Origin of the sequence: Mesorhizobium sp. 113-3-3, from assembly GCF_016756495.1 — a bacterium.
In the GTDB taxonomy this organism is placed as follows: Bacteria; Pseudomonadota; Alphaproteobacteria; order Rhizobiales; family Rhizobiaceae; genus Mesorhizobium.
The window spans coordinates 5,503,434-5,525,476 of the sequence record NZ_AP023243.1 but is presented as its reverse complement, the minus strand read 5'-3'; the positions used below and the strand labels follow the sequence as shown (position 1 = coordinate 5,525,476).

The following is a 22,043-nucleotide window of genomic DNA, read 5'->3' as shown; positions in this document are numbered from 1 at the left end:
CAGCTATCCCTTGATGGCCGAGCCGACGATGGAATCGACGAAGAAGCGTTGCAGCAGGACGAAGAGGATGAGCGGCGGCAGCACGGCCAGTGTCGCGCCGGCCATCACCAGGCCGGTGTTCACCGCGCCCCTGTTGTAGCTGAGCAGGCGGCTGAGGCTGATCACGATCGGATAGGCGTCGGCATTGCCCTGCAGGACCGTCAGCGGCCAGAGATAGCTGTTCCAGTGATAGACGAAGGCGAACAGCGCCAGCGCGGCGATGGCCGGCGCAACGCTGGGCGCCACGATCTTGAACAGGATCAGCAGTTCCGAAGCGCCGTCCATGCGCGCGGCGTCGATCAGATCGTCGGGCACGCCTGAAATGAACTGGCGCATCAGGAAGATGCCGAAGGCATTGGCGAGGTTGGGCACGATGATGCCGGCGAGGCTGGCGTTGAGGCCGATCGAGCCCACCAGGCGGTAGAGCGGGATCAGCGTCACGATCGGCGGCAGGAACATGGTGGCGATCAGCACCGAAAACAGCAGCGATTTGGCGGGGAAATGGTATTTGGCGAAAGCATAGCCGGCCATCATGCTCGTGATCAGGATGCCGGCGGTGGTGATCGAGGCGATGACCAGGGAATTCCACATCGAGCGGCCGACATTGACCACGCCGGAAACTTTTTCATAGGCGTCGAGGCTCGGCGTATGCGGTATCCACACCGGCGGCACCTGCATGCTTTCGGCCGGCGTTTTCAGGCTCGACAGCACCATCCACACCAGCGGGAAGGCCGAGGCCACGGCGACCAGCAGCATCAGCGTCGCCAGCAGCGCCTTGCGGCCCGACGGGCGCTTGCGCGACAGCCGGCTGGACGATCCCCCGCTCATTCCTGATCCTTCCGGTTGGCGAGAGCAAACAGCGCGCAGACCACGACGATCAGCGACAGCATCAGCATGACAGCCATGGCCGAACCCAGCCCGCCCTGCGCGCGTTCGATGCCGACGCGCCGAATGTGGTAGGTGAGCACGTTGGTCGCGCCAACCGGCCCGCCTTGCGTGATCAGCGCCACCGGCTCGAACACCTGCACGGCGTTGATGATGGCGATGACGGCACTGAACAAAAGCGTGCGCCGCATCAGCGGCAGCGTGATGAAGCGGAACTGTTCGAATCGGTTGGCGCCGTCGAGCTTCGCTGCCTCGTAAAGGCTGCCGGGGATCTGCGTCAGCCCGGCGATCGCCAGCACGGTGAAATAGCCGACCTGCTGCCAGACATTGAGGAAGACGATCGAGACCAACGCCGAGCGCGGCGACGACAAAAAGGGCTGCGGGCCGATGCCGACCAGGCCGAGCATCTGGTTGAGTGGCCCTTCGCTGGGCGAATAGAGTTTCGACCAGACCAGCGCCACCGCGATCATCGGCACCATGTAGGTGGAAAACAGCACCGTTCGCAGCGCCGTACCGCCGGCCACGTCATGCTGGTAGACCATCAGGCCGAAGGCCACCGACAGCGGCAGGATGAGGATGACGGAGAGCGCGGTGTAGATGGCGGTGTTGGTGAGCGCGCCCTTGAAATCACGCCCGACCGAGGAGGCGCCAAAGATCTCGCGGAAATTGTCGAGCCCGATGAAGCTGGCGCTGGAAAACGGCGTCTGCGTCGACCAGTCCTGGAAGGACAGCCAGACGGTGAGCAGCATCGGCAAAAGGATGAAGATGCCGATCAGCGTCACGGCGGGCGCAAGCATGATGCCCGCCGAGGCACGGTACCTCTGGATCATTATTTGGCGGCGCGCTCCAGGATCGATGTGGCGTCGGCCTGCGCCGTCGCCTGCGCATCCTTGGCCGAGACCTGGCCATACTGCAACGCCTCGATCGTCTGCTGCAGCGATTCCGAGAATTCCTGCCCGCCCGGCACCACCGGGAACGGCTTGGCATCCGTGAGCACGCTGACGTAGCCGGAGAGGAATTCCGAGCCAAGCTTGTCCTTGTGCGCCTCGATATCGGACAGGCGCGAGGGCAGGATGCCCATCGACATCAAGATGTCGGACATCGCCGAGGCGCCGTTCTTGCCGGACTTTGGATTGTTCAGCCAGGCGAGGAAGTCCCACGCCGCCTTCTGCTCGGCAGCACCGGCATTGGCGTTGACCACCGTCATCCAGGAATAGGAGATCGAATGCGGCTTGTCGCCGCTCGGGCCGACGGGGATGGGGGCCGTGGCGATGTCGGCGAACTTGTCGCCCATGCCGGTCTTCAGCGCGCTTTCCCACCAATTGGCCATGATGATCATGCCGGTCTTGCCGGAGACGAAATTATCCAGGAACGGGCCGGTGGTGTTGGCATCCGCTGTCGCCATGGCCGGCACGCTGGCACCCGACTTGATCAGGTCCTCATAGAGCTGGAAGGTCTGCGTGGCCTGCGGGCTGTCCAGCGCGGGCTTGCCGTCCTTGACGAGATCGCCGCCATTGGACACCAGCAGCGAGGCGAAGGGGTGGACGACACCGGCCGCCCAACTGTTGATCATGCCGAAGCCCTGCTGGCCGGCCTCCTTGTTGGTCAGCTTCTTGGCCGCGTCCTTGAACTCGTCCCAGGTCTTGGGCGGCGCGGCGATGCCGGCCTGCTTGAACAGCGCCTTGTTGTAGTTCAGCGCATAGACGTCGATCTCGTTGGGAATGCCGTAGAGCGTGCCGCCGACAGAGGCGGCGCTGGTGACGCCCGCAGGCCATGAGGCCTTGACCTCGCTGGCCACCGCTTCGGGAGCGGGCGCGACCAGCTTGTCGCGGGCGAGTTCCGGCAGCCACAGATCGTAGATGCCGCCGATCGTCGGCCCGTCCGCGCCGCCGCCTTGCGAGCGCAGCGTGGTCAGGAGATCGCCGAAGGGAACGGCGCGCACGGTGACGCTGACGTCCGGATTGGTCTTGGCATAGTCCTTCGCCGCCGCTTCCAGCAGCGCGACCGTCTCCGGCGACCAGTGCGTCAGATAGGAGATGTTGACCGATTGCGCCCAGCCCGTGGCGGGCAGGATGGCCAGCCCCGCGGCCAGCGCCAGTTTCGAAGTCCAGGCAAACGACATTCCTCATCCTCCCCTCGGTCCATCGATCACGATGACGTTATGACAAGTTCAGGCAACGGCGCAAGGGCCTGTCGGCGAAAAAGCTTGGTGTTGACCGGTTTCAGATTTCTTCGCGTTACCGAATCTCACGATTTTATCTTTTAAAAACAACATATTGTCTGCGTCGAGCCGCCAGATATTCCTTGACAGCGCCATCCCGAAGGTCGGCCAGACCTCTTGCGAATGATGCTATGTCGTTATAATGACTTGGCCGAGCGAATGACTCTCTCGCGGCATCGAAATGTCGCGAGACGCCAAGGACAGAAACAATGGGAGACTGGCAATGAGCATGCTTTCACTTCACCGGCGCGCCGCCCTTGGCCTGATTGGTGGCCTTGCCGCCGCCTGCGCCGGCGTCTTCACGACCCTCCCGGCAAAGGCCGACGGGACGGTGACGCTATGGAGCTGGCGCACCGAGGACGAGGCCGCGATGCGCCGCATCTTCGATGCCTTCGAGGCCAAGAACCCCGGCATCAAGGTCAACATCCAGTTCACGCCTGACGCCGACTACCAGAACCGGCTGAGCACCGCGCTGCGCGGCGGCCGCGGGCCTGATATCGCCCAGCTTAAGGCCTATGGCGAATTGCAGCCCTTCGTCGACGCCGGCTATCTCGACGTGCTCGACGACAGCGTGCCGGAGCTGAAGAACATGGCGGATGCCGCGCTTGGCGGCGCGCGCGGCCGCACCGACGGCAAGCTCTATGGCGTGCCCTATTCGGTGCCGATGATGGGCGTCTTCTACAATCAGGATATTTTCGCCGCCCAGGGCATCGAAATCCCCAAGACCTACAAGGATTTCGTCGCCGCCTGCGAGAAGTTGAAGGCGGCCGGCATCACCCCGATCGCCACCGGCGGCGCCAATGGCTCGGCCTGGGAGCTGGAGATCGGCGTCGGTGTCATCGGCCCGACCGTCTATGGTCCTGACTTCTACGACGAGATGATGACCGGCAAGGCGACCTTCGAGGATCCGCGCTATGTCGCGGCACTGAAGCGCTTCGCCGATTTGAAACCCTATTTCCCCGACGGCTTCGCCGGCATCGACTACACCACCGCCACGCAGCAATTCATCGGCGGCAAGGCGGCGATGTTCCTCGGCGGCTCTTTCGAGAACGGCAGCTTTAAGGCGCAGAACCCCAAGCTGAAATTCTCGATCTTTCCGTTCCCGGCCGACGATGCCGGAGCAAAGCTCTACACCTCGGCTTTTTCAGACGGCTCCTACGGGCTCGTCTCCGAAAGTGTGAACAAGGAAGCCGCGACCAAGGTGCTGGGCTTCATGGCCTCGGCCGAATTCGCGCAGATGTTCGCTGACGAACTTGGCTGGCCGCCGGCCCGCGCCGATGTCACGGTCAAGGATCCGGTGCTGGCTCAGATGATGGCGATGTCGAAGAATTCGACGCCCTATCTGACGCTGGTCGGCTTCCGCTGGCAGTCGCCGACGGCATCCTCCGTGCTGCAGTCGGAGATCATCGACATGGTCGAAGGCAACATCGCGCCGGAGAAGCTGGCGGCAGACATGCAGGCCGCCGTCGCCACCTGGTTCAAGCCGAAACAGTAAGGAGCCAGGCCGGCCGCATCGCGGCCGGCCTCTCACCGGGCACAAACAGCGCATGAGCAACCTTCGCCGCACAAGCAGCCTGAAGCGCACGCAGCAGCGCATGGCCGTGCTGTTCATCCTGCCGGCGCTGGCGGTCTACGCCCTGTTCGTTCTCTATCCCCTGGCGATGTCGTTGTGGGGCAGCTTCTTCGTCTGGAAGGGGCTGCGCATGGTCGAATTCGCCGGCCTGTCGAATTTTTCGCGGCTGTTTGTTTTCCCGAGCGGCGCGCGGCTCTACGGCGCGCTGTGGCACAACACCGCCTGGTTCTTCGGCATCATGGTCTTCCAGAACGGCATCGGGCTTTTGTTCGCCTGGCTGCTGTTCCTGCGCGACCGGGGGGCCGCCTTCTTCCAGTCGGTGTTTTTCTTCCCGGCGGTGCTGAGCCCGGTCATCGTCGGCGCGCTGTGGCGGCTGCTTTTGGCGCCGGGCGGCGTCGTCGAATGGGCGTTCAACGGGCTCGGCCTGCACCAGGGCAGTCTCACCGTACTCGGCAACAGCCATACCGCACTTGGCATGCTGATCGCCGTCGATGCCTGGAACTGGATGGGCCTGCCGGTGCTGATCTACACTGCGGGTCTCAGGCAAATATCCGGCCAGATCTTCGAGGCGGCGAAACTCGACGGCGCCGGCAATGCGCGCATGCTGTTCTCGATCGCGTTGCCCCTTCTGATGCCGGCGCTGGGCACGCTGACGACTTTGTCCTTCATCAACACCTTCAACCAGTTCGACATCGTCTATGTGATGCAGGGCGTGCAGGGCAATCCGAGCTATTCGACCGACACGCTGGTGACCTATTTCTACCGGCTGGCCTTCGGCGCGGAAGGCGCTGTCGGCATCACCGATATCGGGCTGGCGCTGGCGCTCGGCACCATGCTGTTCCTGATCCTCAGCACCGGCACGCTGCTGATGCTGCGCTTCTTTGACCGCCACACGGTGCAGTTATGAGCGCACTGGCGATTTCAGGCGGGCCTGTGATCTCGCGGCAGCTGGCGCGGCTGCCGGGCTGGACGGTGCTCGCCGTGTGGACGGCCGCCGTGCTTTTGCCGCTCTATATCCTCGTTGTCTCCTGCTTCAAGACCACGGCGGAGATCTACGACAACCGGCTTGGCCTGCCGCAGAGCTGGGCTCTCGACAATTTCGTCAACGCCTGGACGCGCGCCGATCTTGGCCACAATTTCATCAACAGCCTGATCGTAACCGGCGGCGCGGTCATCCTCACCATCGTCGTCTCGGCGATGGCTGCCTATCCGCTCAGCCGCTACCGGCTCGGCTGGAATGCTGTCATGCTCGGCCTGTTCCTGTCCGGTATCATGCTGCCGATCCGGCTGGCCTCGGTCGAACTGTTCACGCTGATGCGCAATTTCGGGCTTTTGGATTCACTGACCGGACTGATCCTGGTCTATTCGGCGATCCGCATTCCCTTTGCCGTCTTCATCTTCGCCAATTTCATGCGCGTCCTGCCCTCCGAACTCGACGAGGCGGCGCGTATGGACGGCGCCGGCGAGGTCCGCATCCTGTTCCAGATCATCCTGCCGATGGTGAAGCCGGCGGTGTCGATCGTCGCCATCTTCACGGCAATCGCCGTGTGGAACGATTTCTTCTTCCCGCTGATCTTCATCTTCGACGACCGCTACAAGACCGTGCCGCTGGCAATCAGCGTCTTCGTCGGCCAGTTCCGTACCGATTGGGGCCTGGTGTTCGCCTCGCTGGCGATCTCCATGGCGCCCATCCTGATCATGTATTGTCTGCTGGCGCGCCAGATTCGCGAAGGCGTCGGCGCCGGGGGAGGCATGAAATGATCGAGGACAGGATCTACGCCGCGCGCTCCATCCTGGTGGTCGGCGCACACGCCTTCGATGCCGAGGTGATCGCCGGGCCGCTGGCCGCCGCCGCCGTCAAGCGCGGGGCCACGGTGACCTTCCTGCACCTGACCATGGGCGAACAGGGCCACCCCTGCCTGATCCCCCAGCACTATTGCGTGCAAAAGGAGGAGGAAGCGGGCAGGGCGGCCGCGCGGCTCGGCGTCACCTCGCGCAGCCTTGGCCTGCGCGATGCCTTCCTGCCTTCCAACGATGAGACGGCGCTCGAAGTCTGCGACGTCATTCGCGAGCTGAAGCCCGAGATCGTCATCACCCATTGGCACGGCAGCTGGCACAAGGATCATCGTGCCGCCGCGCATCTCACACAAACCGGCATCTTCTTCGCCGCCCTGCCGACCATTGCCAGCGACCATGCCGCACACACGCCCCAACTGCTTTTGTTCGGCGAGAACTGGGAGGACGATGAAGGCTTCCGCCCGGAACATCTTGTCGATGTCAGCGACGGTTTCGAGGCCTGGAGCGAGGCGGTCAAGGAATACGAGCTGGCTCGAGGCCTGAGCAGCTTTCCCTATGTCGACTATTACAGCGCGCTCTACCGGCTGCGCGGCTGCCTGCGCGGCACGCGCCACGCCCAGGCTTTCGCTGCCGCCTCGCATTCCTGGAATGCCGGCAGCGGCCTGTTTTCGCCACCCTTCGGCAAAGGGTCAGCCCGATGACGCGCGTTCTGGCCATCGATCTCGGCGGCACCAATCTGCGCGCCGCCATCTCGACCGGCGACATCGGCGCGTTGAAGGTGCTGAGCCGCGAGCCGGCACCGGCAAGCCTCGACGCTTTTGTCGCCCGCATCAACGCACTGTGCGCGGAAGCCGGCTCGGTCGAGGCGCTTGGCATCGCCGTGCCGGGGCTGGTCGAGGGCTCGGTCTGCCGCTGGATTCCGAACCTGCCATTTCTCGATGGCGTCGATCTCCAGGCGCTGTTTCCGGACCTGCGCATCGCGCTTGGCAATGACGCGCAGATCGCGTTGCTGGCTGAAGCTGTTGAAGGCAGCGCCAAGGGCATGTCGGACGCCATCCTGCTGGCGATCGGCACCGGCATCGGCTCGGCGGTGCTGGCCAATGGCGGCATCGTTGCCGGTGCGCATGGCGGCGCCTGCTCGTTCGGCTGGGCCTGCGCCGACATCAAGGACCATGGTGGGGAGCGCAGCGGCTGGCTGGAACGCGTCGCTTCCGGCCGGGCGCTCGATGCGCTTGCCGGCCAGATCGGGCTTGCCGACAGCCGGCAGCTTATCGCCGCTGCCCGCGCCGGTGAACTGGCCGCGCAGACCTTGCTTGAAGTGCCGGCGCGTCAGCTCGGCACGGCGCTTGCCGGCACGGTGGCGCTGCTCGACCCGCAGGCGGTGCTGATTTCGGGCGGGCTGGCCGAGGCGCTGGACGTGATGCGGCCGCCGATGCTGGCGGCACTGCGCCGTCAGTTGCCTGGGCATTTGCGTGGCATCGAGATCCAGCCCGGCCAGTTCGGTCCGGGGGCGGGACTAGTCGGCGCGGCGCTGGCCGGCCGCGTGGGGGGAGGGTGGAGGCAGGTGCGATGAGCGAAGCGAGCTTTCAGCAGCCGGACCGCAGGAGGCCGGAGCCGCTCTGGTATCAGGTCGAGGAAGCGATCCGCGCCATCGTCAAGAGCGGCGAATGGGCGACGGGCGACCAGATCCCGGCCGAGGACAGGCTGTGCGCTTTGTTCGGGGTGAGCCGCATCACCTTGCGCCATGCTCTGCGTAATCTCGAGGAGGCCGGGCTGCTGCGGCGCGAACATGGCCGTGGCACCTTCGTGCGCTCGACCACGCTGGTCGCCGGCACCCGTGAACTGACCAGCTTCACCCAGGAGATGGGCAATATGGGCGTGGTCGCCGGCTCACGCCTGCTCGACTGCAGCCTGACCACGGCCAATGCCGCCGCCGCCGGCGCGCTGGAGATCGAGGAAGGCGATCCGGTGGTGCGCATCCGGCGGCTGAGGCTCGGCAACAACGAACCGATCGGCATCCAGACGGCACAGCTGTCGGCCGTGCGCGTGCCGGGCTTCCTCGACGCCGGCCTGCTGCAGGGTTCGCTCTACGAGGCGCTGGAGCGCCACTACGGCATCGTGCCGGTGGCCGCGCGCGAGAATTACCGCGTCGGCGCGGTCGGCGCGGCGGACGCCGAACTGCTCGACCTGCCCGTGGGCAGCCCTGCCTTCGTCGTCGAGCGCATCACCACCGACGAGCGCGGTCCGTTCGAATTCACCGTCTCGATCATGCGGGGCGACCGCTACGAAATCCGTTCGACGCTGCGCGCCGGGCGCGTCCCGTCAGCCCCCAGAAGCTGATCCTTTCCAAGCCGACACATAACAGGAGTACCCAAGTGTCCGATCTCTACATCCACCGTCTCTCCGCCCTCATCGACCAGGCGGCGAAAGCCAATGAAGAGGCCTTCGGCCAGGCCGCCAGCCGCTTTGCCGACTCGCTCGAAGGCGGCGGGCTGGTCCATCTCTACGGGTCGGGCCATTCGGTGCTGCCGGTGCAGGAAGTGTTCCCGCGCTATGGCAGCTATGTCGGTTTCAACCCGCTGACCGACCCGCGCGTCATGTGGCACAACGTGCTCGGCGCCGGCGGCGTGCGCGAACTCTTGTGGCTGGAGCGGACGGAAAAATACGCCGAGAAATTCCTCGACCACCAGCCGCTCAACAAGGGCGACTCGATCATCATCTTCGGTCACAGCGGCCGCAATTCCTCCGGCATCGACACCGCGCTCTATGCCAAGAAACGCGGCATCTTCGTCGTCGCGGTGACCAGCAAGAACAATTTGGACAAACCCGCGACGCACTCTTCCGGCAAGCGGCTGGCCGATGCCGCGGACCTCGTCATCGACACCTGCTCGCCGATCGAGGACGCGATTGTCCCTGTCGAAGGCTGGAGCCGGCCGGTCTCCGGCTCGTCGACCGTGCTCGCCATGATCCTGGCGCATGAACTGATCGCCCGCACCGCCGAGCAGCTCGCCAAGCGCGGCATCGAGCTGCCGGTCTTCGCCTCGCCGACCATCGCCGGTGTGACCCTGCACGACACCGACGTCATCTACGGCGTCTACCGCGAACGCATGCTGGAAGCGCAGAAGAAACACCTGCCGACCTTCCAGGCGACGATGCGCGGCGAGTGATATGCGGAATTGGGAGGTGCCATGTGCGCCTCCCAATTTCCGGCCTCAATTCAGCCGGTGGCGCTGGCGTAGATGTCGAGAACTTCCGTGACGCCGGCGATCAGCAACTCCCCGGCTTTTGGTGCCACGGACCCGTTCGCCACCGCGCCGTCGAGGCGGCCGAGATACTGGCTGATCAGGGGTAGGGGGATGTCGCGGTCACACAGCGCATGCATCAGCGCCTCCGTTGCCTGCCGCGCCGCCGGCGCCGGCCAGTAATAGCGGATGCGGTCGCTGTAGGAGAAATGGCGTTCGATCCGCTGTTCGGCTTCGGAGCCGTGATAGTAGTTCTTCCAATTGCCCGGCGCCGCCAGCATGACGCGCTCCATCACCGCCGGCAGGCTTTCGCGCGCCGGGTCGGGAGCCAGAATGTCGGCGATGTGGCTCAGCCCATAGAGTGCTTCGCGTAGCGCGAAAGTCAGCCACGGCCCGACCTTGAGGATGGCGAAGCCGTCGTCGACCAGCGCGGTCAGGGCCGAGACCGGCTGGTAGTCGGTCGAATGCGCCTCGAATACGAATTGCGGCAGGTCCCGCAACGTTCCGGCCAATGCGCGGGCTTGCTCAGGCCGGTAGGCGATCACCTCGGCATTGCCGAATTCGACGCCCGGCTGCACGACGACGCCGAGCGCCCGTGAAAAGGCCTGGTCGAGGCCTCGCCGGCTGAAAGCATCGCGATGGATACGCACGGTTTCGCGCGCGGCCTCCGGGGTCGTCACCGCCAGATGGTCCATCGCTTCCAAAGCGCCGCCCGGAACCGGCACTTCCGTACCGATGACATAGACCGGTTTGGTGCCGCCGACTCGTTCGGCGGCAGCCTCCGCCACCGCGGCCAGTTCGGCGGCGCGCGCGGCGATTGTCGCATCGGGCGGTGCGGCACCTTCGCCGGCGCAGCCCATGCTGGCATCGAGATGGATCTTGGTGAAACCGGCTTCGGCATAGGCATCGACCATGCGCGAAGCCTTGGTCATGGCCTCCGGCGCCGGCAAGTGCTTCCACGGATTGGGGCCGAGATGGTCGCCGCCAAGCACCAGCCTGTCGAGGGAAAAGCCGACCTTGCCGGCGATCGTCTCGACGAAGCGGCGGAAATCCGTAGGCGTCATGCCGGTATAGCCGCCTTCATGGTTCACCTGGTTGCAGGTGGCTTCGATCAGCACGTCGGCGCCGCGCGTCTTGCCATGACGCAGCGCCGCCTCGATGACCAGCGGATGGGCCGAGCAGATCGACGCGATGCCGCTGCGTTCGCCTGCCGCCCGGCGCGTCGCGATGGCGGCAAGCCTGTCCGTCGCCTTGCTCATGCCGGTGCTCCGGTCTTGGCGGCCGCGAGGAAGGCCTCGACCGTGGCAAGCGAGGCGATGCCCTCCATCGGCCCCTTCTTGGTCACCGCCAGTGCGCCGCAGCCATTGGCGATGCGCAGCGCCCTCTCAGGTGCTTCTCCGCGCAGCCAGAAGGAGACGAAGGCCGCCGCAAAACAGTCGCCGGCGCCGGTCGGATCGATTTCCTCGACGACGAAGCCGGGCGACGTAATGCGTCCGGTCCGGTCGTAATGAACGGCGCCTTGCGCGCCTTTCTTGACGACCACCGTGGAAATGCCGCGATCCAGCATTTCACGCACCGCGGTCTCTTCGTCGGTCGCCCTGGCGAAGATGAACAGTTCCGGTCCGCTCGGCAGGAAGACATCGGTCCTCGACAGCACGAAGTGCAGTGCGTCGCGCAGCCCCGGCAGATCGAGCATCTCCTTGCGGATGTTGGGGTCGAAGGACACCGTGCCGCCGCGCGCCTTGACCGTTTCGATCCCTTCGCGAGCCACCTCGATCACCTCGGGTGAGAATAGGGAGGTGCCCATCACGTGAAAATGATCGGCGCCGGCGAGCAGCGCGCGTGCCTCGACGCCGATCTCGATCAGGCCTGCGGCGCTCTGCTTGATGTTGTAGACGAAATGCCGGCTGCCATCCGTCTCATAGGTGACGAAGGCCGTGCCCGTGGCGGCGCCCCTGTGGACCTTGATGGCCGAGATGTCGGCGCCGTCGGCGCGCAGGCGCTCGATGTTCAAATGGCCGAAATCGTCGTCGCCGACCGCCGCGATCAGGCCCGCCGGCTGGCCGAGCCGTGCCGCCTGGTCGATGAAGATCGCCGGCGCGCCGGAGGGAAACGGGCCGACCAGCGGGCCGGGGGCGAGGAAACTCTGGCCGATCCGCTCGGCCATGATCTCGACCAGGATCTCGCCGGCGCAAACCAGTTTCTTCATGTCCTCACCAATGCCGGATGCGCGGCGCCCGATTGCCTGGCGCCTTTCTAAATCTCCGTGTTTAAAGCCTAAGTCGCGGCTTTTGGAGCGTCAATAAATAATTTGACGCGCGCAACTCTTTTGCGTTGTACTGGAAACGCGAAAATTTGACTGAACAAATTCGGTCAAGCAATGCTGCCTCACGGCGATGGCCGCAAGACTGATTCTGGCCCGACCGGGAAGGTTGGCGGGCGCGGGCAAGGGCAAGGGGGCTGGACATATCGATGGCGGAGAAGACCCACCGCACGATGGACGATTTCGCCAGGGCGTCCGGCGTGTCGCGGCCGACGCTGTCGAAATATTTCGACGATCCGGCCAGTGTGAAGCCGGCGACGCGGGCGCGCATCGAGGCGGCGCTGCGATCCTCGGACTATCAGCCGAACGTTTTCGCGCGCAATCTCAACCGCAAGCGCACCCGCAATGTCGGCATTGTCGTGCCGACGATCACCGATCCGTTCTATGCCGAAATGGTCAGCCGCATCGAATTGCGCTGCCGCGACGAAGGTTTCTGGCCGATCGTCATCTCCTCGCATGGGTCGCCGAAGCTGGAGGCGGAATCGGTCAAGACGCTGATGTCGCTGAAGGTCGCGGGCGCCATCATCGCTCCGCTGGGGTTGGTTTCCGAACCCGGCGTCTTCGAGCGGATGAGCGAGGACATTCCGATCGTCTATTTCGACACCTACATCGAGGGCGACACACCTTTCGTCGGCAACGACAACCACCAGAGCACGTCAACCATCGTCGACTATCTCTGCCGGTCCGGCGAACCGCCGGTCTATGTCGACATCCCGCACGTCAACCACAATTCGGGCGAGCGCCTGCAGAGCTATATCGACACGATGCGGGCTACCGGTCTGGAACCCGTCGTGCTCAAGGCGGCGGGCGACTACAGCTGGGATTTCGAGCGCATCGGTCATGAATGGATGGACAGGACGCTCGAGACAGGCGGCCTGCCGGCGCGCACGCTTCTCTGTGCCAATGACCGTCTCGCTTTCGGCGTCATGGCAGCGGCCTTTTCGCGCGGGCTGAAGATCGGCCGCCGGCCCGATTGCGATTTCCGTGTCGCCGCCCATGACGATCATCCGCTGAGCCGTTACACCTGCCCGGCACTGACCACCATGGCGCAGGATTTTGCCGCCATGGCCGGACGCAGCGTCGAGATCCTGCTGGCTTTGCTGGATGAGGCTGACACGCCCGGCCAGGGCCTGGCGCGCAACGTCAAGCTTGGCGCGACGCTGGTGATGCGTCAGTCGGCCTGAATGCGCGTCTGCAATTGCAGCCAGGCCGCCGCCTCGCTCACCGCTTGCCGCGCTGCCAGAATGTTGCGCCCCATCGAGACGAAGCCGTGGATCTGGCCTGGCCAGGGCCGCAGCACCAGCGGCACGCCGTCGGTCCGCAGGCGCTCGGCATAGGCCGTGCCTTCATCGGCAAGGATGTCATGGCCGGCGGTCACGACAAACGCCGGCGCGGCGTCGGCGAGGCTTGACGCCAGCAGCGGCGAGACGCGCCAGTCCGTGATGTCGTCCGGTGTGCGTACATAATGGTCGCGGAACCAGGCCATGGTGGCGGCGGTGAGCCCGAAGCCGTCGCCGAAACGCCGGTAGCTGTCCGCGGTCTGGCGGGCATCGGTGTTGGGATAGATCAGGATCTGCGCGGCAAGCGGCGGCGTCAGCCCGTCGCGGGCGAGCAGCGCCAGGACGGCGGCAAGGTTGCCGCCGGCGCTGTCACCGGCGACGGCGATACGGGCCGGATCGATGCCCAGTTCGCCGGCGTTCTCCGCCATGAAGCGGAGCGATGCCATGCAATCCTCGAGCCCCGCCGGAAATTTGTGCTCCGGCGCCAGCCGGTAATCGGCGCAGACCACGACGGCGTTGCTCAGATTGGCCAGCCAACGGCAGATCTCGTCATGCGAATTGAGATTGCCAATGACCCAGCCGCCGCCATGCAGATAGAGCACGGCGCGCGCGCCGGCCCGCGGCGCGCCGATGCCGCGATGGATACGGATCGTGACCGGGCCATTCGGCCCGCCGATCTCTTGGTGCGAGGTCGCGGCCACCGGCTCGTGCTCGCCCTGCTGTGTCGGGAACGAAGCGTTGTAGGCAACCCGAGCCGCCGCGACACTGCCGTTTTCGAAGGGCTCGCCACCGGCTGCATGGCCGATTTCAAGGGCGCGCAAAGCATCAGGATCGAGCGTCATCGCTATCTCCATCGAAGGCAATTCCAGGAAAAGTGTACAGCGGTTTTCCCGGGAAAGCGCATGCGTTTTCCCTTGGGAATTGCGTGAAGACAAAAAGTACCTAGGCGAGCAGGCTGCTTGCCTCGTCCTCGGTCAACAGCGCCGGCCGGACGACATCACCGATGATGGCGACGGAACTTTGCGTTTCGCCCGAACGCAGGATCGCCTCCATGATCTCCAGCACATGCAGCGCCAGATTGCCGGAGGCGCGAGGCGCCGCACCAGTCTCCAGCGAGCGCACCAGATCGGCGACGCCGAGCATGCGGTAATTGGCGCGGTCGGGCGCGGCGTAGGGCCAGTTGCGGGCGCCGTAGAGGTCGCCTTCGCTGGCGAAATCCTTCCACTCCGCGCCACGTTCGGACAGCGAGACGGTGCCGCCGAACGTGTCGGGATCGGGCAGGCGCAGCGAGCCTTCCGTGCCGTGCAGTTCGATCGGATGGTTGGAGTGCTTGAAGACGTCCCATGAGGCGCCGAAGGTGACGGTGGCGCCCGAGCGGAATTCGAGCAACGACAGCACGTTGGTCGGCGTGCCGACCTTGAATGTGGTGTTCTTGAACGGCCCCTCGGCCGTGATCAGGCGCTCCTCCTGACCACGCGTCGCCATCGCCATGACACGGGCGACGGGACCAAGCAGGTTGACCAGCATGGTCAGGTAATAGGGGCCCATGTCGAACACCGGGCCGCCGCCCGGCTGGTAGTAGAATTGCGGGTTCGGGTGCCAGTGCTCCATGCCGCGCCCCATCATGAAGGCGGTGCCGGTAACCGGGCGGCCGATGGCGCCCTCATCCATCAGGCGGCGCGCGCGCCGTCCGGCGGCACCGAGGAACGTATCGGGCGCCGAGCCGAGCAGCACCCCGCGCTTGGTCGCTTCCGCCACCAGGCGGCGCCCGTCGCTGGCCGACGTCGCCAGCGGCTTTTCGGTGAAGACGTGCTTTCCCGCCGAAAGGGCTGAAAACGAAATGTCGAAATGCGCCGCCGGAATGGTCAGGTTGAGGACGAGATCGATCTCGGGGTCGGAAAGCAGCGCATCGACGCCGAGCGCCCGGATGCCATATTCCTTGGCCCGCAACGCCGCCATGTCGGCGGAGATATCGGCGCAGGCACGCAGCTCCATGCCGCCGAAAAGGGCGGCATTGCGCAGGTAGGTCATCGAGATGTTGCCGCATCCGATGACGCCGATACCAAGCTTTTCCTGTGATTTTGCCTGCATTTTCGATTGGTCCTCCCAACATGCTCATGTTCTGCCGGATCCGCTGCGCCGCAACGGATCATTCTGGAAAAGCGCTATACAACATTTTAAATGTTGACGCGCGTAAAATTTTTATAGACCATGCGGAAATGCTGGCGCGAAATCGGGAGGCTGCCAGCCCTGGGAGGAGAAAATGACAGACATGAAAAAACGGCCGGGCGCCGATGCAAATCCCATGGGTCATGTGCGCATTGGATATTTCCGCCGCGATCAGGGACCGCGACGGGGTCAGGCGTAGATCACCTTGGCCCCGGTCCTATCAAGCTGGCTGCGTATCGGGCCGGACAGGCCATCGTCGGTGATCACGACATCGACGCTCGACAGCGAAAATGCCTTGGAAGTCCCGCTGACGCCCCATTTGCTCGAATCCGCAAGGAGGACAACGCGCCGGGCCATGCGCACGAGGTTTCGCTTCGTTCGCGCCATGTCTTCGTTCACGTCGACCACATCCAGTGAGGAGTCAATCGCATGCGCTCCGACAAAGACCTGATGCGCCACCAAGCCGCCGAGAGCCGTGTCGGCATCGGTGATCAGCGTGCTCACCGTGTCCGGATAGACCCGGCCACCGATCATGTGAACGTCGAGGCCGGGCCGATGCATCAGATGCTGCACGATATTCATTGCCGTGGCCGCGACCACGACATTGCTGAGCGGCGGTAACAGCATGGCAACCTGCATCAGAGTCGAGCCGCCGTCGAAGATGACCGATTGGTTGTCCTCGAACAGTTCTATCGCTGCCCGGGCGATGCGTTTCTTTGCATCGAGATTCGTTTGCATCCGCCGGGCGAACGCGGCCGTGGTCGAATCCGTGGTCCGGGTCACGGCCCCTCCACGCGTCTTCGTCAGCAGTCCCTTGCGGTCCAGTATCTCGAGGTCGGAGCGCACCGTGACTTCCGACACGCCAAAATCGTCTGACAGGTCCTTGATGCGGACCTGTCCGCTGCGTTGCACTTCACCCAGGATCGCTTGGCGTCTCTGCTCTGACAACATTGCCCTGTCCTTGCTCCATGCGCCAGGCGATCGCCCTGGCCTCGGTTCACTCGGCCAAAAATACGCGAATTCGAAAGATTTCGAAAGATTGCATTTATCCTTTCTTTCGCAAACACTAGATCCAGGATTTTGAAATCAATCGATTGGAGAATTTTGGACTCATGAGCCTCGGAACCAAAGTGCGCCTTGCGCGCCTCTTCTCACATCCGTCGGGGAATCTTTTCGGCGGCGCGGTCGACCACTTTGTCGGCTATGGCGACGTGCGCAAAGGCGGTCTTGCCGACCTGCCGGGCGCGCTTGCCCGCGTCATGGTGGGCAAGCCCGACTACGTCAGCATCCAGCCAGGCACCGCGCGCCATCTGTGGCCGCAATATGCGGGCAAGGCTTCCCTGGTGATCCAGGCCGGCTGCTTCACCCCGGACGATCGCATCAGTGAACTGATTGCAACGCCCGAGGATGCGGTGCGCGCTGGCGCCGATGCCTTGGCCGTGGCCATTCCGGTGCGCGGCGCGACCGAGGGCAAATACATTCGCTGGCTGACCGATTCGGTGAATGCGGCGGCCCGCTACGGCATGCCGGTGGTGGCGCATATCTACCCTCGCGATTTCACCGACGGGGCAAAAATCGTCTTCACCCCCGACGAGATCGCCTATGCGGCACGCATCGGCTACGAGTCCGGCGTCGACGTGATCAAGATCGGCTACACCGGCGATTTCGAGTCGTTTCGAGAGACCGTTCGAACCTGCCCGGTGCCGGTTGTGATTGCCGGTGGTCCGAAGACCGATACGCTGCTCGGCGCCCTTCAGCAGACGGCGGACGCCATCCGTGCCGGCGCGCGCGGTGCTGTGGTGGGCCGCAATCTCTGGGGACACGGCGATCCGGAAAAGGCAGCGATTGCCTTCCGGGGCGTCATCCATGACGGCCTTTCGGCGCAAGACGCCTTGGCGAAGGCGGGTGCCTGAACGATGCCCACCGTCCCTTCAATCCTCGGCTTCGGCGCGATTGCGATCGACGACATCGTCTATGTCGATCAGCCGTTGTCGGCGGGCAAGGGGAAGGTTCTGCAAAGTGCCCGGGCTTTCGGCGGAAATGTCGCGACGGCCCTTGCCGCCGTCGCGCGGCTCGGCGGAAGCGCCGGGTTCGTCGGATGGCTGGGCAATGCCGCCGACGACGCCGTGCTGTGTGATCTCATTGAGAGCGGTGTTGAAACCGCATTCGCGCCCCGCCACCCGCACGCGCGCCCGGTGCGCTCACGTATCACGGTCGGCTCGGACGGAGAGCGGTTCATCGCGTATGACGACGAAGCGATGCTGGGCACCGCGCCGGACTTTCCCGACGAAGTCCTCAGCCGCGCGACCGTCCTGATCGTCGACAGTTACGGCGTCGGGTCGCTGGATGTCGTGGCTCGGGCACGCGATCTCGGCCTTGCGATCCTCGGCGATATTGAATGGAGCAGCGGCCCAGCCACGGAGCGGCTGATCGCGCTCTGCGACCATCTCATTCTTCCACTCGGCTTTGCGCGGACCGCCACGGGGCGCGGATCGCCCGCCGAGATACTCGATGCATTGTGGTCGCCGTCGCGGTCCGCCGTGGTTCTGACCGATGGCGGCAGGGGCGTATACTATCGCGGACGCGATGAGACAGGGCTTTGGCACTTGCCCCCGCACCGGGTTGTCGTGGTCGACTCGACCGGCGCCGGTGACTGCTTTCATGGCGCCTACGCCCATGCATTGACGCGCGGAACCGACACCGCAGGCCGGGTAGCATTCGCTGCCGCGGCGGCGGCCCTTTCGATAACGGGGCGTGGCGGGCGCGAGGCGCTTCCGACCGCCGACCAGGTCACGGAACTGCTGGCGTCGACGAACGCGCCGTCGGCAGTCGAACTGAAACATGCGCAACTCGATGCCGGCACATAGCCCGAACTATCCGAGCAAATATCTCACAGGTGAACACAAGCCGAGGATAACCATAAAAATCAGTGGCTTAGACTTGTGGAGGGAGGAATATGGCAGAAGTCGTTCTTGAGAATATCTGCAAGACCTACGGGAACAATTTTCACGCAATCGACCAATTGAACCTGTCGGTCGAGGACGGCGAGTTCTTGATTCTCGTCGGGCCGTCCGGCTGTGGCAAATCCACCGCGTTGCGAATGATCGCGGGATTGGAGGACGTCACCAGCGGCAGCCTTCGGATCGGCGGCGTCGACGTCGTCGACATGCCGCCCAAGGACCGCGACATTGCGATGGTCTTCCAGAGCTACGCGCTCTACCCGCATATGACGGTGTTCGAAAACATCGCCTTTTCGATGCGCCTGGCAGGCAAGCCGAAGGCCGAGCGCAGGAAGCGCGTGGACGAGATCGCCAAAACCCTTCAGCTGACGTCTCTGCTGGACAGCAAACCCGCGACCCTTTCAGGCGGACAGCGTCAGCGCGTTGCCATGGGCCGCGCCATGGTGCGCGAGCCGGCCGCCTTTCTCATGGACGAACCGCTTTCCAATCTGGACGCGAAGCTGCGCGTGCAAATGCGCGCCGAAATCACTCGCCTGCAAAAGCAGCTCGGCGTGACAACCATATATGTGACCCACGATCAGACCGAAGCGATGACGATGGGGGACAGGGTCGCCGTGCTGAAGGGCGGCGTGCTGCAGCAGGTCGATACACCCAAAAGGCTCTACGAATCGCCGGTGAACGCCTTCGTTGCAGGCTTTATCGGTTCTCCCTCGATGAACCTTTTCGAGGCGACCATGACGGGCGGCGAACTGATGTCCGGTGCCTTTTCCATCCGGCTGCAGGATGCAGCCTTCGTGCGCAGGCCGGGTTTGAAGTCGTATGCGGGGCGCAAGGTCGTGTTCGGGATACGGCCGGAGGATCTCTATGACAGCAGCCTCGAATCCGGCCGCAAGTATCAGACGATACCGGCAAGGGTGACCTCGATCGAAGAACTCGGGTCGGAACATATCGTCCATCTGAACATCGACGCCATCCGGGTGGACTCCGGCGACCCCGACGCGGTGCAGGATTTCGGCCTGACGTCGAATGCGGTGGCGAGATTCGAACCGGACAGCGCAGTCCGCTCCGGTTCGGAAATCCGGTTGGCCCTGGATGATACCAAGCTCCATTTCTTCGATCCCGAAACGCATCTGGCGATCTGAAGAATTGTGGGCAGAGCCCGCAGGCGGGAGCGAGGCGCCTGCGAAAGTACGAGGAAGAAGACTTCTGAATGAAGCAGGCGATCGGCTGCATTGTGCGGTCGATCCTATAGAAGGAGGAGAGAAAAATGACGTTTCGGATAAAGCCCGCGATGCTGAAAATAGCCGCGGCAGCATGGTTGCTTGGCGCAACCGCCGCCATGGCGGATACGACGCTGGAATTCACCCAATGGTGGGAGCCTGAATTGCCCGCAGGCTCCTTGCGGAAAATCATGGACGATTTCGAGGCCGCCAATCCCGGCATCAAGGTGACGCTGGTCAGCGGTCCCTATGCGACCACGCGAGACCAGATCTCGGTTGGCGCCGCAACCGGAACGCTCAGCGACGTGGTCGGCCTCGACGGCGCCTGGGTGAACAATCTGAACGCGCAGGGTGCGCTCGCCGACATGAACCCGATGATGGATGCGAGCAAGTTCGACAAAGCCCAGGTCGCCGACATCATCAAGGTGGACGGCAAGGCGGTGATGTTTCCCGTCGCTTCCTTCGTCTATCCTGTCTTCGTCAATCTGGACCTCGCCGCCAAGGCAGGCGTGACCAAGCTGCCGTCGACCCGTGCGGAGTTTCTCGAAGCCGCCAAGAAGATGACGCACGCCGACAAGAACCAGTATGGCTGGGTCCTGCCGCTGTCGCTGCAAACGCCGTCCGGCGTCCAGAACGACATGATGTCGTGGGTCTGGGCATCGGGTCAGTCGATGATGGCGGATGGCAAGCCCGCTCTCGAGGGCAAACCGGTGGTGGACATGCTCACCTTCGTCAAATCGCTTAATGACGCGGGCACCATCTCGCCCGGCATCGCCACCAAGACCGAGCAGGAAAAGGTCGAGGAATTCGTCAACGACCGCGTCGGCATGATGATCGACTCGCTCGCGCATGTGAACCTCATCCGCAAGCGCAATCCCAATCTGAAGTTCGACCTCATCCCGGTCCCGGTCGTGGAGGGTTATACGGGCAAGCGCGGCCTTCCCTATGCCTCCTGGGGCATCGGCATCTCCGCGAGCTCGAAACATCAGGAAGAGGCCTGGAAACTCGTCCAATATCTGATGAGCGAGAAGGTGAACGCCAAGCTCGTATCGCTTGCCAACGCCTTCCCGGGCAACGTCAACGCCAAGCCCGATTTCGTGACCTCGGACAAGGCTTTCGGCAAGGCTTTCGAAATCTTCAAGACCGGTTATCTCGCCAATGAGTTCACGGGCCTGCCGGTGGCTGAAGACCTGATGACTCAATTCGACGTGCAAGCCCAGAAGATGCTCGCCGGCGAGCAGTCTCCGGAACAAGCCGCCGCCGCCGCTCAGAAGGGCTGGATGGCGAAATTCTGATCGGCCTGTTTCCTATTTGCTATCTTCGTTCGGGTGGCCTGGCTTCGGGCAGGCCACCCGGCAACAACGGATCGGCAATTTGAGATGGACCTGTTTTTGAAGCTTACCTTCTCTTGAAGGCGTATCCCAAGGTTGGCACATGACCCGGCAAAAGCGCTCCCACCACAAGCTGAAACGAGCGGTCGCACCCTACCTCTATCTGTCGCCCTCGCTGCTCATAATCGGGCTTCTGATGCTGCTGCCGATGGTGACGGTGATTGGCTATTCGTTCCAGAACAGCGCGGTGCTGCGTCGCGACCCATCCTTTGCCGGACTGAAACATTACCAGGCGATCTTCGACGACCCGGTGTTCTGGGCCTCGCTGTGGCACACGCTCTACTTCACATGCATGAGTGTCGTTTTCCACATGACCATCGGCATGATCTTCGCGCTCATGCTGAACAGCGACCGCATCAACCCGACGCTGCGCAATATTCTGCGCGTGCTCTACATACTGCCCTGGCTGTTCACCGCGGTCATCATCGCGGTGATCTGGCGCCTCCTGCTCGAGCCGAATGGCGTGGTGAACAGCATGCTCATGCAATTGGGCATCATCGGCTCCAAGATCGAATGGTTTTCCTCGCCCGAGACCGCGCTGCACGCCGTCACCTTCGCCAATATCTGGGCTGGTTATCCGCTCTTCATGGTCAGCCTGCTCGCGGGCTTGCAGGGCATTCCCAAGGATTTCTACGAGGCCGCCGACATCGACGGGGCGAAGGCCTATCAGAAGCTGATTTTCATCACCATACCGCAGCTGATGCCGATCATCATCTCCATCTCGCTGCTCGACTTCATCTGGACCATGCAGGTCTTTCCATTGATCTGGATAACGACGGGCGGCGGTCCGATCTACTCGACCGAGGTGCTGAGCACCTACACGTACAAGCTGGCGTTTTCGAGCTACAACCTGTCGCAGGCTTCGGCGAGCGCCGTGGTCATCCTGCTGATCTCTCTCGGCCTGACGCTGTTCTACATTCGCTATCAAAAGGCTCGGTAGTCA

21 protein-coding genes are annotated in these 22,043 nt (G+C 63.7%); 13 read left to right on the top strand and 8 right to left on the bottom strand.

What is annotated here, in order from left to right; all coding sequences use genetic code 11:
* Positions 1-3: 3 nt before the first annotated feature.
* The 3 genes from JG746_RS27090 to JG746_RS27080 are packed head-to-tail and all read right to left on the bottom strand — an operon-like array spanning position 4 to position 3,046.
* The gene (locus JG746_RS27090) at positions 4-867 is read right to left on the bottom strand and encodes a carbohydrate ABC transporter permease (protein ID WP_202355509.1); all 864 of its coding nucleotides are present in this window, start codon (positions 865-867) and stop codon (positions 4-6) included.
* On the bottom strand, positions 864-1,754 hold the full coding sequence (locus JG746_RS27085; protein ID WP_202355508.1) for a carbohydrate ABC transporter permease: 891 nt from the start codon (positions 1,752-1,754) through the stop codon (positions 864-866). The genes JG746_RS27090 and JG746_RS27085 overlap by 4 nt, the downstream gene beginning before the upstream one ends.
* The gene (locus JG746_RS27080) at positions 1,754-3,046 is read right to left on the bottom strand and encodes an ABC transporter substrate-binding protein (RefSeq protein ID WP_202355507.1); all 1,293 of its coding nucleotides are present in this window, start codon (positions 3,044-3,046) and stop codon (positions 1,754-1,756) included. The genes JG746_RS27085 and JG746_RS27080 overlap by 1 nt, the downstream gene beginning before the upstream one ends.
* 322 nt (positions 3,047-3,368) lie before the next feature.
* Between JG746_RS27080 and JG746_RS27075 the strand changes: the two genes are divergently transcribed.
* The 7 genes from JG746_RS27075 to JG746_RS27045 are packed head-to-tail and all read left to right on the top strand — an operon-like array spanning position 3,369 to position 9,682.
* On the top strand, positions 3,369-4,640 hold the full coding sequence (locus JG746_RS27075; RefSeq protein WP_202355506.1) for an extracellular solute-binding protein: 1,272 nt from the start codon (positions 3,369-3,371) through the stop codon (positions 4,638-4,640).
* Positions 4,641-4,692: 52 nt separating this feature from the next.
* Positions 4,693-5,625 carry a carbohydrate ABC transporter permease gene (locus tag JG746_RS27070; protein WP_202355505.1) on the top strand — a complete coding sequence of 311 codons (933 nt, stop codon included), beginning with the start codon at positions 4,693-4,695 and terminating at the stop codon, positions 5,623-5,625.
* Positions 5,622-6,479, top strand: a complete 858-nt coding sequence (locus JG746_RS27065) for a carbohydrate ABC transporter permease (protein ID WP_202355504.1) — start codon at positions 5,622-5,624, stop codon at positions 6,477-6,479. The genes JG746_RS27070 and JG746_RS27065 overlap by 4 nt, the downstream gene beginning before the upstream one ends.
* Complete coding sequence (locus JG746_RS27060) at positions 6,476-7,216, top strand: PIG-L deacetylase family protein (protein ID WP_202355503.1); 741 nt, start codon at positions 6,476-6,478, stop codon at positions 7,214-7,216. The genes JG746_RS27065 and JG746_RS27060 overlap by 4 nt, the downstream gene beginning before the upstream one ends.
* Positions 7,213-8,088: an ROK family protein gene (locus tag JG746_RS27055; protein ID WP_202355502.1), complete on the top strand. Its 876-nt coding sequence runs from the start codon at positions 7,213-7,215 to the stop codon at positions 8,086-8,088. Before JG746_RS27060 ends, JG746_RS27055 begins: the two co-directional genes overlap by 4 nt.
* Entirely contained in the window at positions 8,085-8,855 is a 771-nt protein-coding gene (locus JG746_RS27050) for a GntR family transcriptional regulator (RefSeq protein WP_202355501.1), read from the top strand. The genes JG746_RS27055 and JG746_RS27050 overlap by 4 nt, the downstream gene beginning before the upstream one ends.
* A gap of 35 nt (positions 8,856-8,890) precedes the next feature.
* Positions 8,891-9,682: a sugar isomerase domain-containing protein gene (locus tag JG746_RS27045; protein ID WP_202355500.1), complete on the top strand. Its 792-nt coding sequence runs from the start codon at positions 8,891-8,893 to the stop codon at positions 9,680-9,682.
* 50 nt (positions 9,683-9,732) lie between these two features.
* On the opposite strand, the gene JG746_RS27040 is transcribed toward JG746_RS27045, so the two are convergent.
* Both JG746_RS27040 and JG746_RS27035 read right to left on the bottom strand, forming a co-directional pair.
* The gene (locus JG746_RS27040; RefSeq protein ID WP_202355499.1) at positions 9,733-11,016 is read right to left on the bottom strand and encodes a D-tagatose-bisphosphate aldolase, class II, non-catalytic subunit; all 1,284 of its coding nucleotides are present in this window, start codon (positions 11,014-11,016) and stop codon (positions 9,733-9,735) included.
* On the bottom strand, positions 11,013-11,966 hold the full coding sequence (locus JG746_RS27035) for a tagatose kinase (RefSeq protein WP_202355498.1): 954 nt from the start codon (positions 11,964-11,966) through the stop codon (positions 11,013-11,015). Before JG746_RS27035 ends, JG746_RS27040 begins: the two co-directional genes overlap by 4 nt.
* Positions 11,967-12,229: 263 nt before the next feature.
* Here JG746_RS27035 and JG746_RS27030 point away from each other — a divergent pair, with 263 nt between their 5' ends.
* Positions 12,230-13,264, top strand: a complete 1,035-nt coding sequence (locus JG746_RS27030; protein WP_202355497.1) for a LacI family DNA-binding transcriptional regulator — start codon at positions 12,230-12,232, stop codon at positions 13,262-13,264.
* Here the strand turns inward: JG746_RS27030 and JG746_RS27025 are convergent.
* From JG746_RS27025 to JG746_RS27015, 3 genes are all read right to left on the bottom strand, one after another.
* Positions 13,252-14,202, bottom strand: a complete 951-nt coding sequence (locus JG746_RS27025; protein WP_202355496.1) for an alpha/beta hydrolase — start codon at positions 14,200-14,202, stop codon at positions 13,252-13,254. The genes JG746_RS27030 and JG746_RS27025 overlap by 13 nt on opposite strands.
* A gap of 100 nt (positions 14,203-14,302) precedes the next feature.
* On the bottom strand, positions 14,303-15,451 hold the full coding sequence (locus JG746_RS27020) for a Gfo/Idh/MocA family protein (RefSeq protein WP_202355495.1): 1,149 nt from the start codon (positions 15,449-15,451) through the stop codon (positions 14,303-14,305).
* Positions 15,452-15,718: 267 nt separating this feature from the next.
* Positions 15,719-16,480 (bottom strand): DeoR/GlpR family DNA-binding transcription regulator, encoded by a 762-nt coding sequence (locus JG746_RS27015; RefSeq protein WP_202355494.1) that lies wholly within the window; start codon positions 16,478-16,480, stop codon positions 15,719-15,721.
* 161 nt (positions 16,481-16,641) lie between these two features.
* On the opposite strand from JG746_RS27015, the gene JG746_RS27010 reads away from it, so the two are divergent.
* The 5 genes from JG746_RS27010 to JG746_RS26990 all read left to right on the top strand — a co-directional run bounded on the left by JG746_RS27010 (position 16,642) and on the right by JG746_RS26990 (position 22,040).
* Entirely contained in the window at positions 16,642-17,442 is an 801-nt protein-coding gene (locus JG746_RS27010; protein WP_023756676.1) for a class I fructose-bisphosphate aldolase, read from the top strand.
* A gap of 3 nt (positions 17,443-17,445) precedes the next feature.
* The gene (locus JG746_RS27005) at positions 17,446-18,396 is read left to right on the top strand and encodes a PfkB family carbohydrate kinase (protein WP_202355493.1); all 951 of its coding nucleotides are present in this window, start codon (positions 17,446-17,448) and stop codon (positions 18,394-18,396) included.
* Between the two features lie 89 nt (positions 18,397-18,485).
* Positions 18,486-19,631, top strand: coding sequence for an ABC transporter ATP-binding protein (locus JG746_RS27000; RefSeq protein ID WP_202355492.1), 1,146 nt, complete (start codon positions 18,486-18,488; stop codon positions 19,629-19,631).
* Between the two features lie 125 nt (positions 19,632-19,756).
* Entirely contained in the window at positions 19,757-21,004 is a 1,248-nt protein-coding gene (locus JG746_RS26995; RefSeq protein ID WP_202355491.1) for an ABC transporter substrate-binding protein, read from the top strand.
* Between the two features lie 139 nt (positions 21,005-21,143).
* Positions 21,144-22,040 carry a carbohydrate ABC transporter permease gene (locus JG746_RS26990; RefSeq protein WP_202355490.1) on the top strand — a complete coding sequence of 299 codons (897 nt, stop codon included), beginning with the start codon at positions 21,144-21,146 and terminating at the stop codon, positions 22,038-22,040.
* The last annotated feature ends 3 nt before the right edge of the window (positions 22,041-22,043 follow it).

Bases quoted from the DNA above. Each gene is read 5' to 3' on its own strand.
- JG746_RS27025 (WP_202355496.1), bottom strand. From the start codon at position 14,202: ATGACGCTCGATCCTGATGCTTTGCGCGCCCTTGAAATCGGCCATGCA.
- JG746_RS27015 (WP_202355494.1), bottom strand. From the start codon at position 16,480: ATGTTGTCAGAGCAGAGACGCCAAGCGATCCTGGGTGAAGTGCAACGC.
- JG746_RS26990 (WP_202355490.1), top strand. From the start codon at position 21,144: ATGACCCGGCAAAAGCGCTCCCACCACAAGCTGAAACGAGCGGTCGCA.
- JG746_RS27035 (WP_202355498.1), bottom strand. From the start codon at position 11,966: ATGAAGAAACTGGTTTGCGCCGGCGAGATCCTGGTCGAGATCATGGCC.
- JG746_RS27020 (WP_202355495.1), bottom strand. From the start codon at position 15,451: ATGCAGGCAAAATCACAGGAAAAGCTTGGTATCGGCGTCATCGGATGC.
- JG746_RS27010 (WP_023756676.1), top strand. From the start codon at position 16,642: ATGAGCCTCGGAACCAAAGTGCGCCTTGCGCGCCTCTTCTCACATCCG.
- JG746_RS26995 (WP_202355491.1), top strand. From the start codon at position 19,757: ATGACGTTTCGGATAAAGCCCGCGATGCTGAAAATAGCCGCGGCAGCA.
- JG746_RS27005 (WP_202355493.1), top strand. From the start codon at position 17,446: ATGCCCACCGTCCCTTCAATCCTCGGCTTCGGCGCGATTGCGATCGAC.
- JG746_RS27065 (WP_202355504.1), top strand. From the start codon at position 5,622: ATGAGCGCACTGGCGATTTCAGGCGGGCCTGTGATCTCGCGGCAGCTG.
- JG746_RS27040 (WP_202355499.1), bottom strand. From the start codon at position 11,016: ATGAGCAAGGCGACGGACAGGCTTGCCGCCATCGCGACGCGCCGGGCG.
- JG746_RS27080 (WP_202355507.1), bottom strand. From the start codon at position 3,046: ATGTCGTTTGCCTGGACTTCGAAACTGGCGCTGGCCGCGGGGCTGGCC.
- JG746_RS27070 (WP_202355505.1), top strand. From the start codon at position 4,693: ATGAGCAACCTTCGCCGCACAAGCAGCCTGAAGCGCACGCAGCAGCGC.
- JG746_RS27050 (WP_202355501.1), top strand. From the start codon at position 8,085: ATGAGCGAAGCGAGCTTTCAGCAGCCGGACCGCAGGAGGCCGGAGCCG.
- JG746_RS27060 (WP_202355503.1), top strand. From the start codon at position 6,476: ATGATCGAGGACAGGATCTACGCCGCGCGCTCCATCCTGGTGGTCGGC.
- JG746_RS27075 (WP_202355506.1), top strand. From the start codon at position 3,369: ATGAGCATGCTTTCACTTCACCGGCGCGCCGCCCTTGGCCTGATTGGT.
- JG746_RS27000 (WP_202355492.1), top strand. From the start codon at position 18,486: ATGGCAGAAGTCGTTCTTGAGAATATCTGCAAGACCTACGGGAACAAT.
- JG746_RS27090 (WP_202355509.1), bottom strand. From the start codon at position 867: ATGAGCGGGGGATCGTCCAGCCGGCTGTCGCGCAAGCGCCCGTCGGGC.
- JG746_RS27055 (WP_202355502.1), top strand. From the start codon at position 7,213: ATGACGCGCGTTCTGGCCATCGATCTCGGCGGCACCAATCTGCGCGCC.
- JG746_RS27085 (WP_202355508.1), bottom strand. From the start codon at position 1,754: ATGATCCAGAGGTACCGTGCCTCGGCGGGCATCATGCTTGCGCCCGCC.
- JG746_RS27030 (WP_202355497.1), top strand. From the start codon at position 12,230: ATGGCGGAGAAGACCCACCGCACGATGGACGATTTCGCCAGGGCGTCC.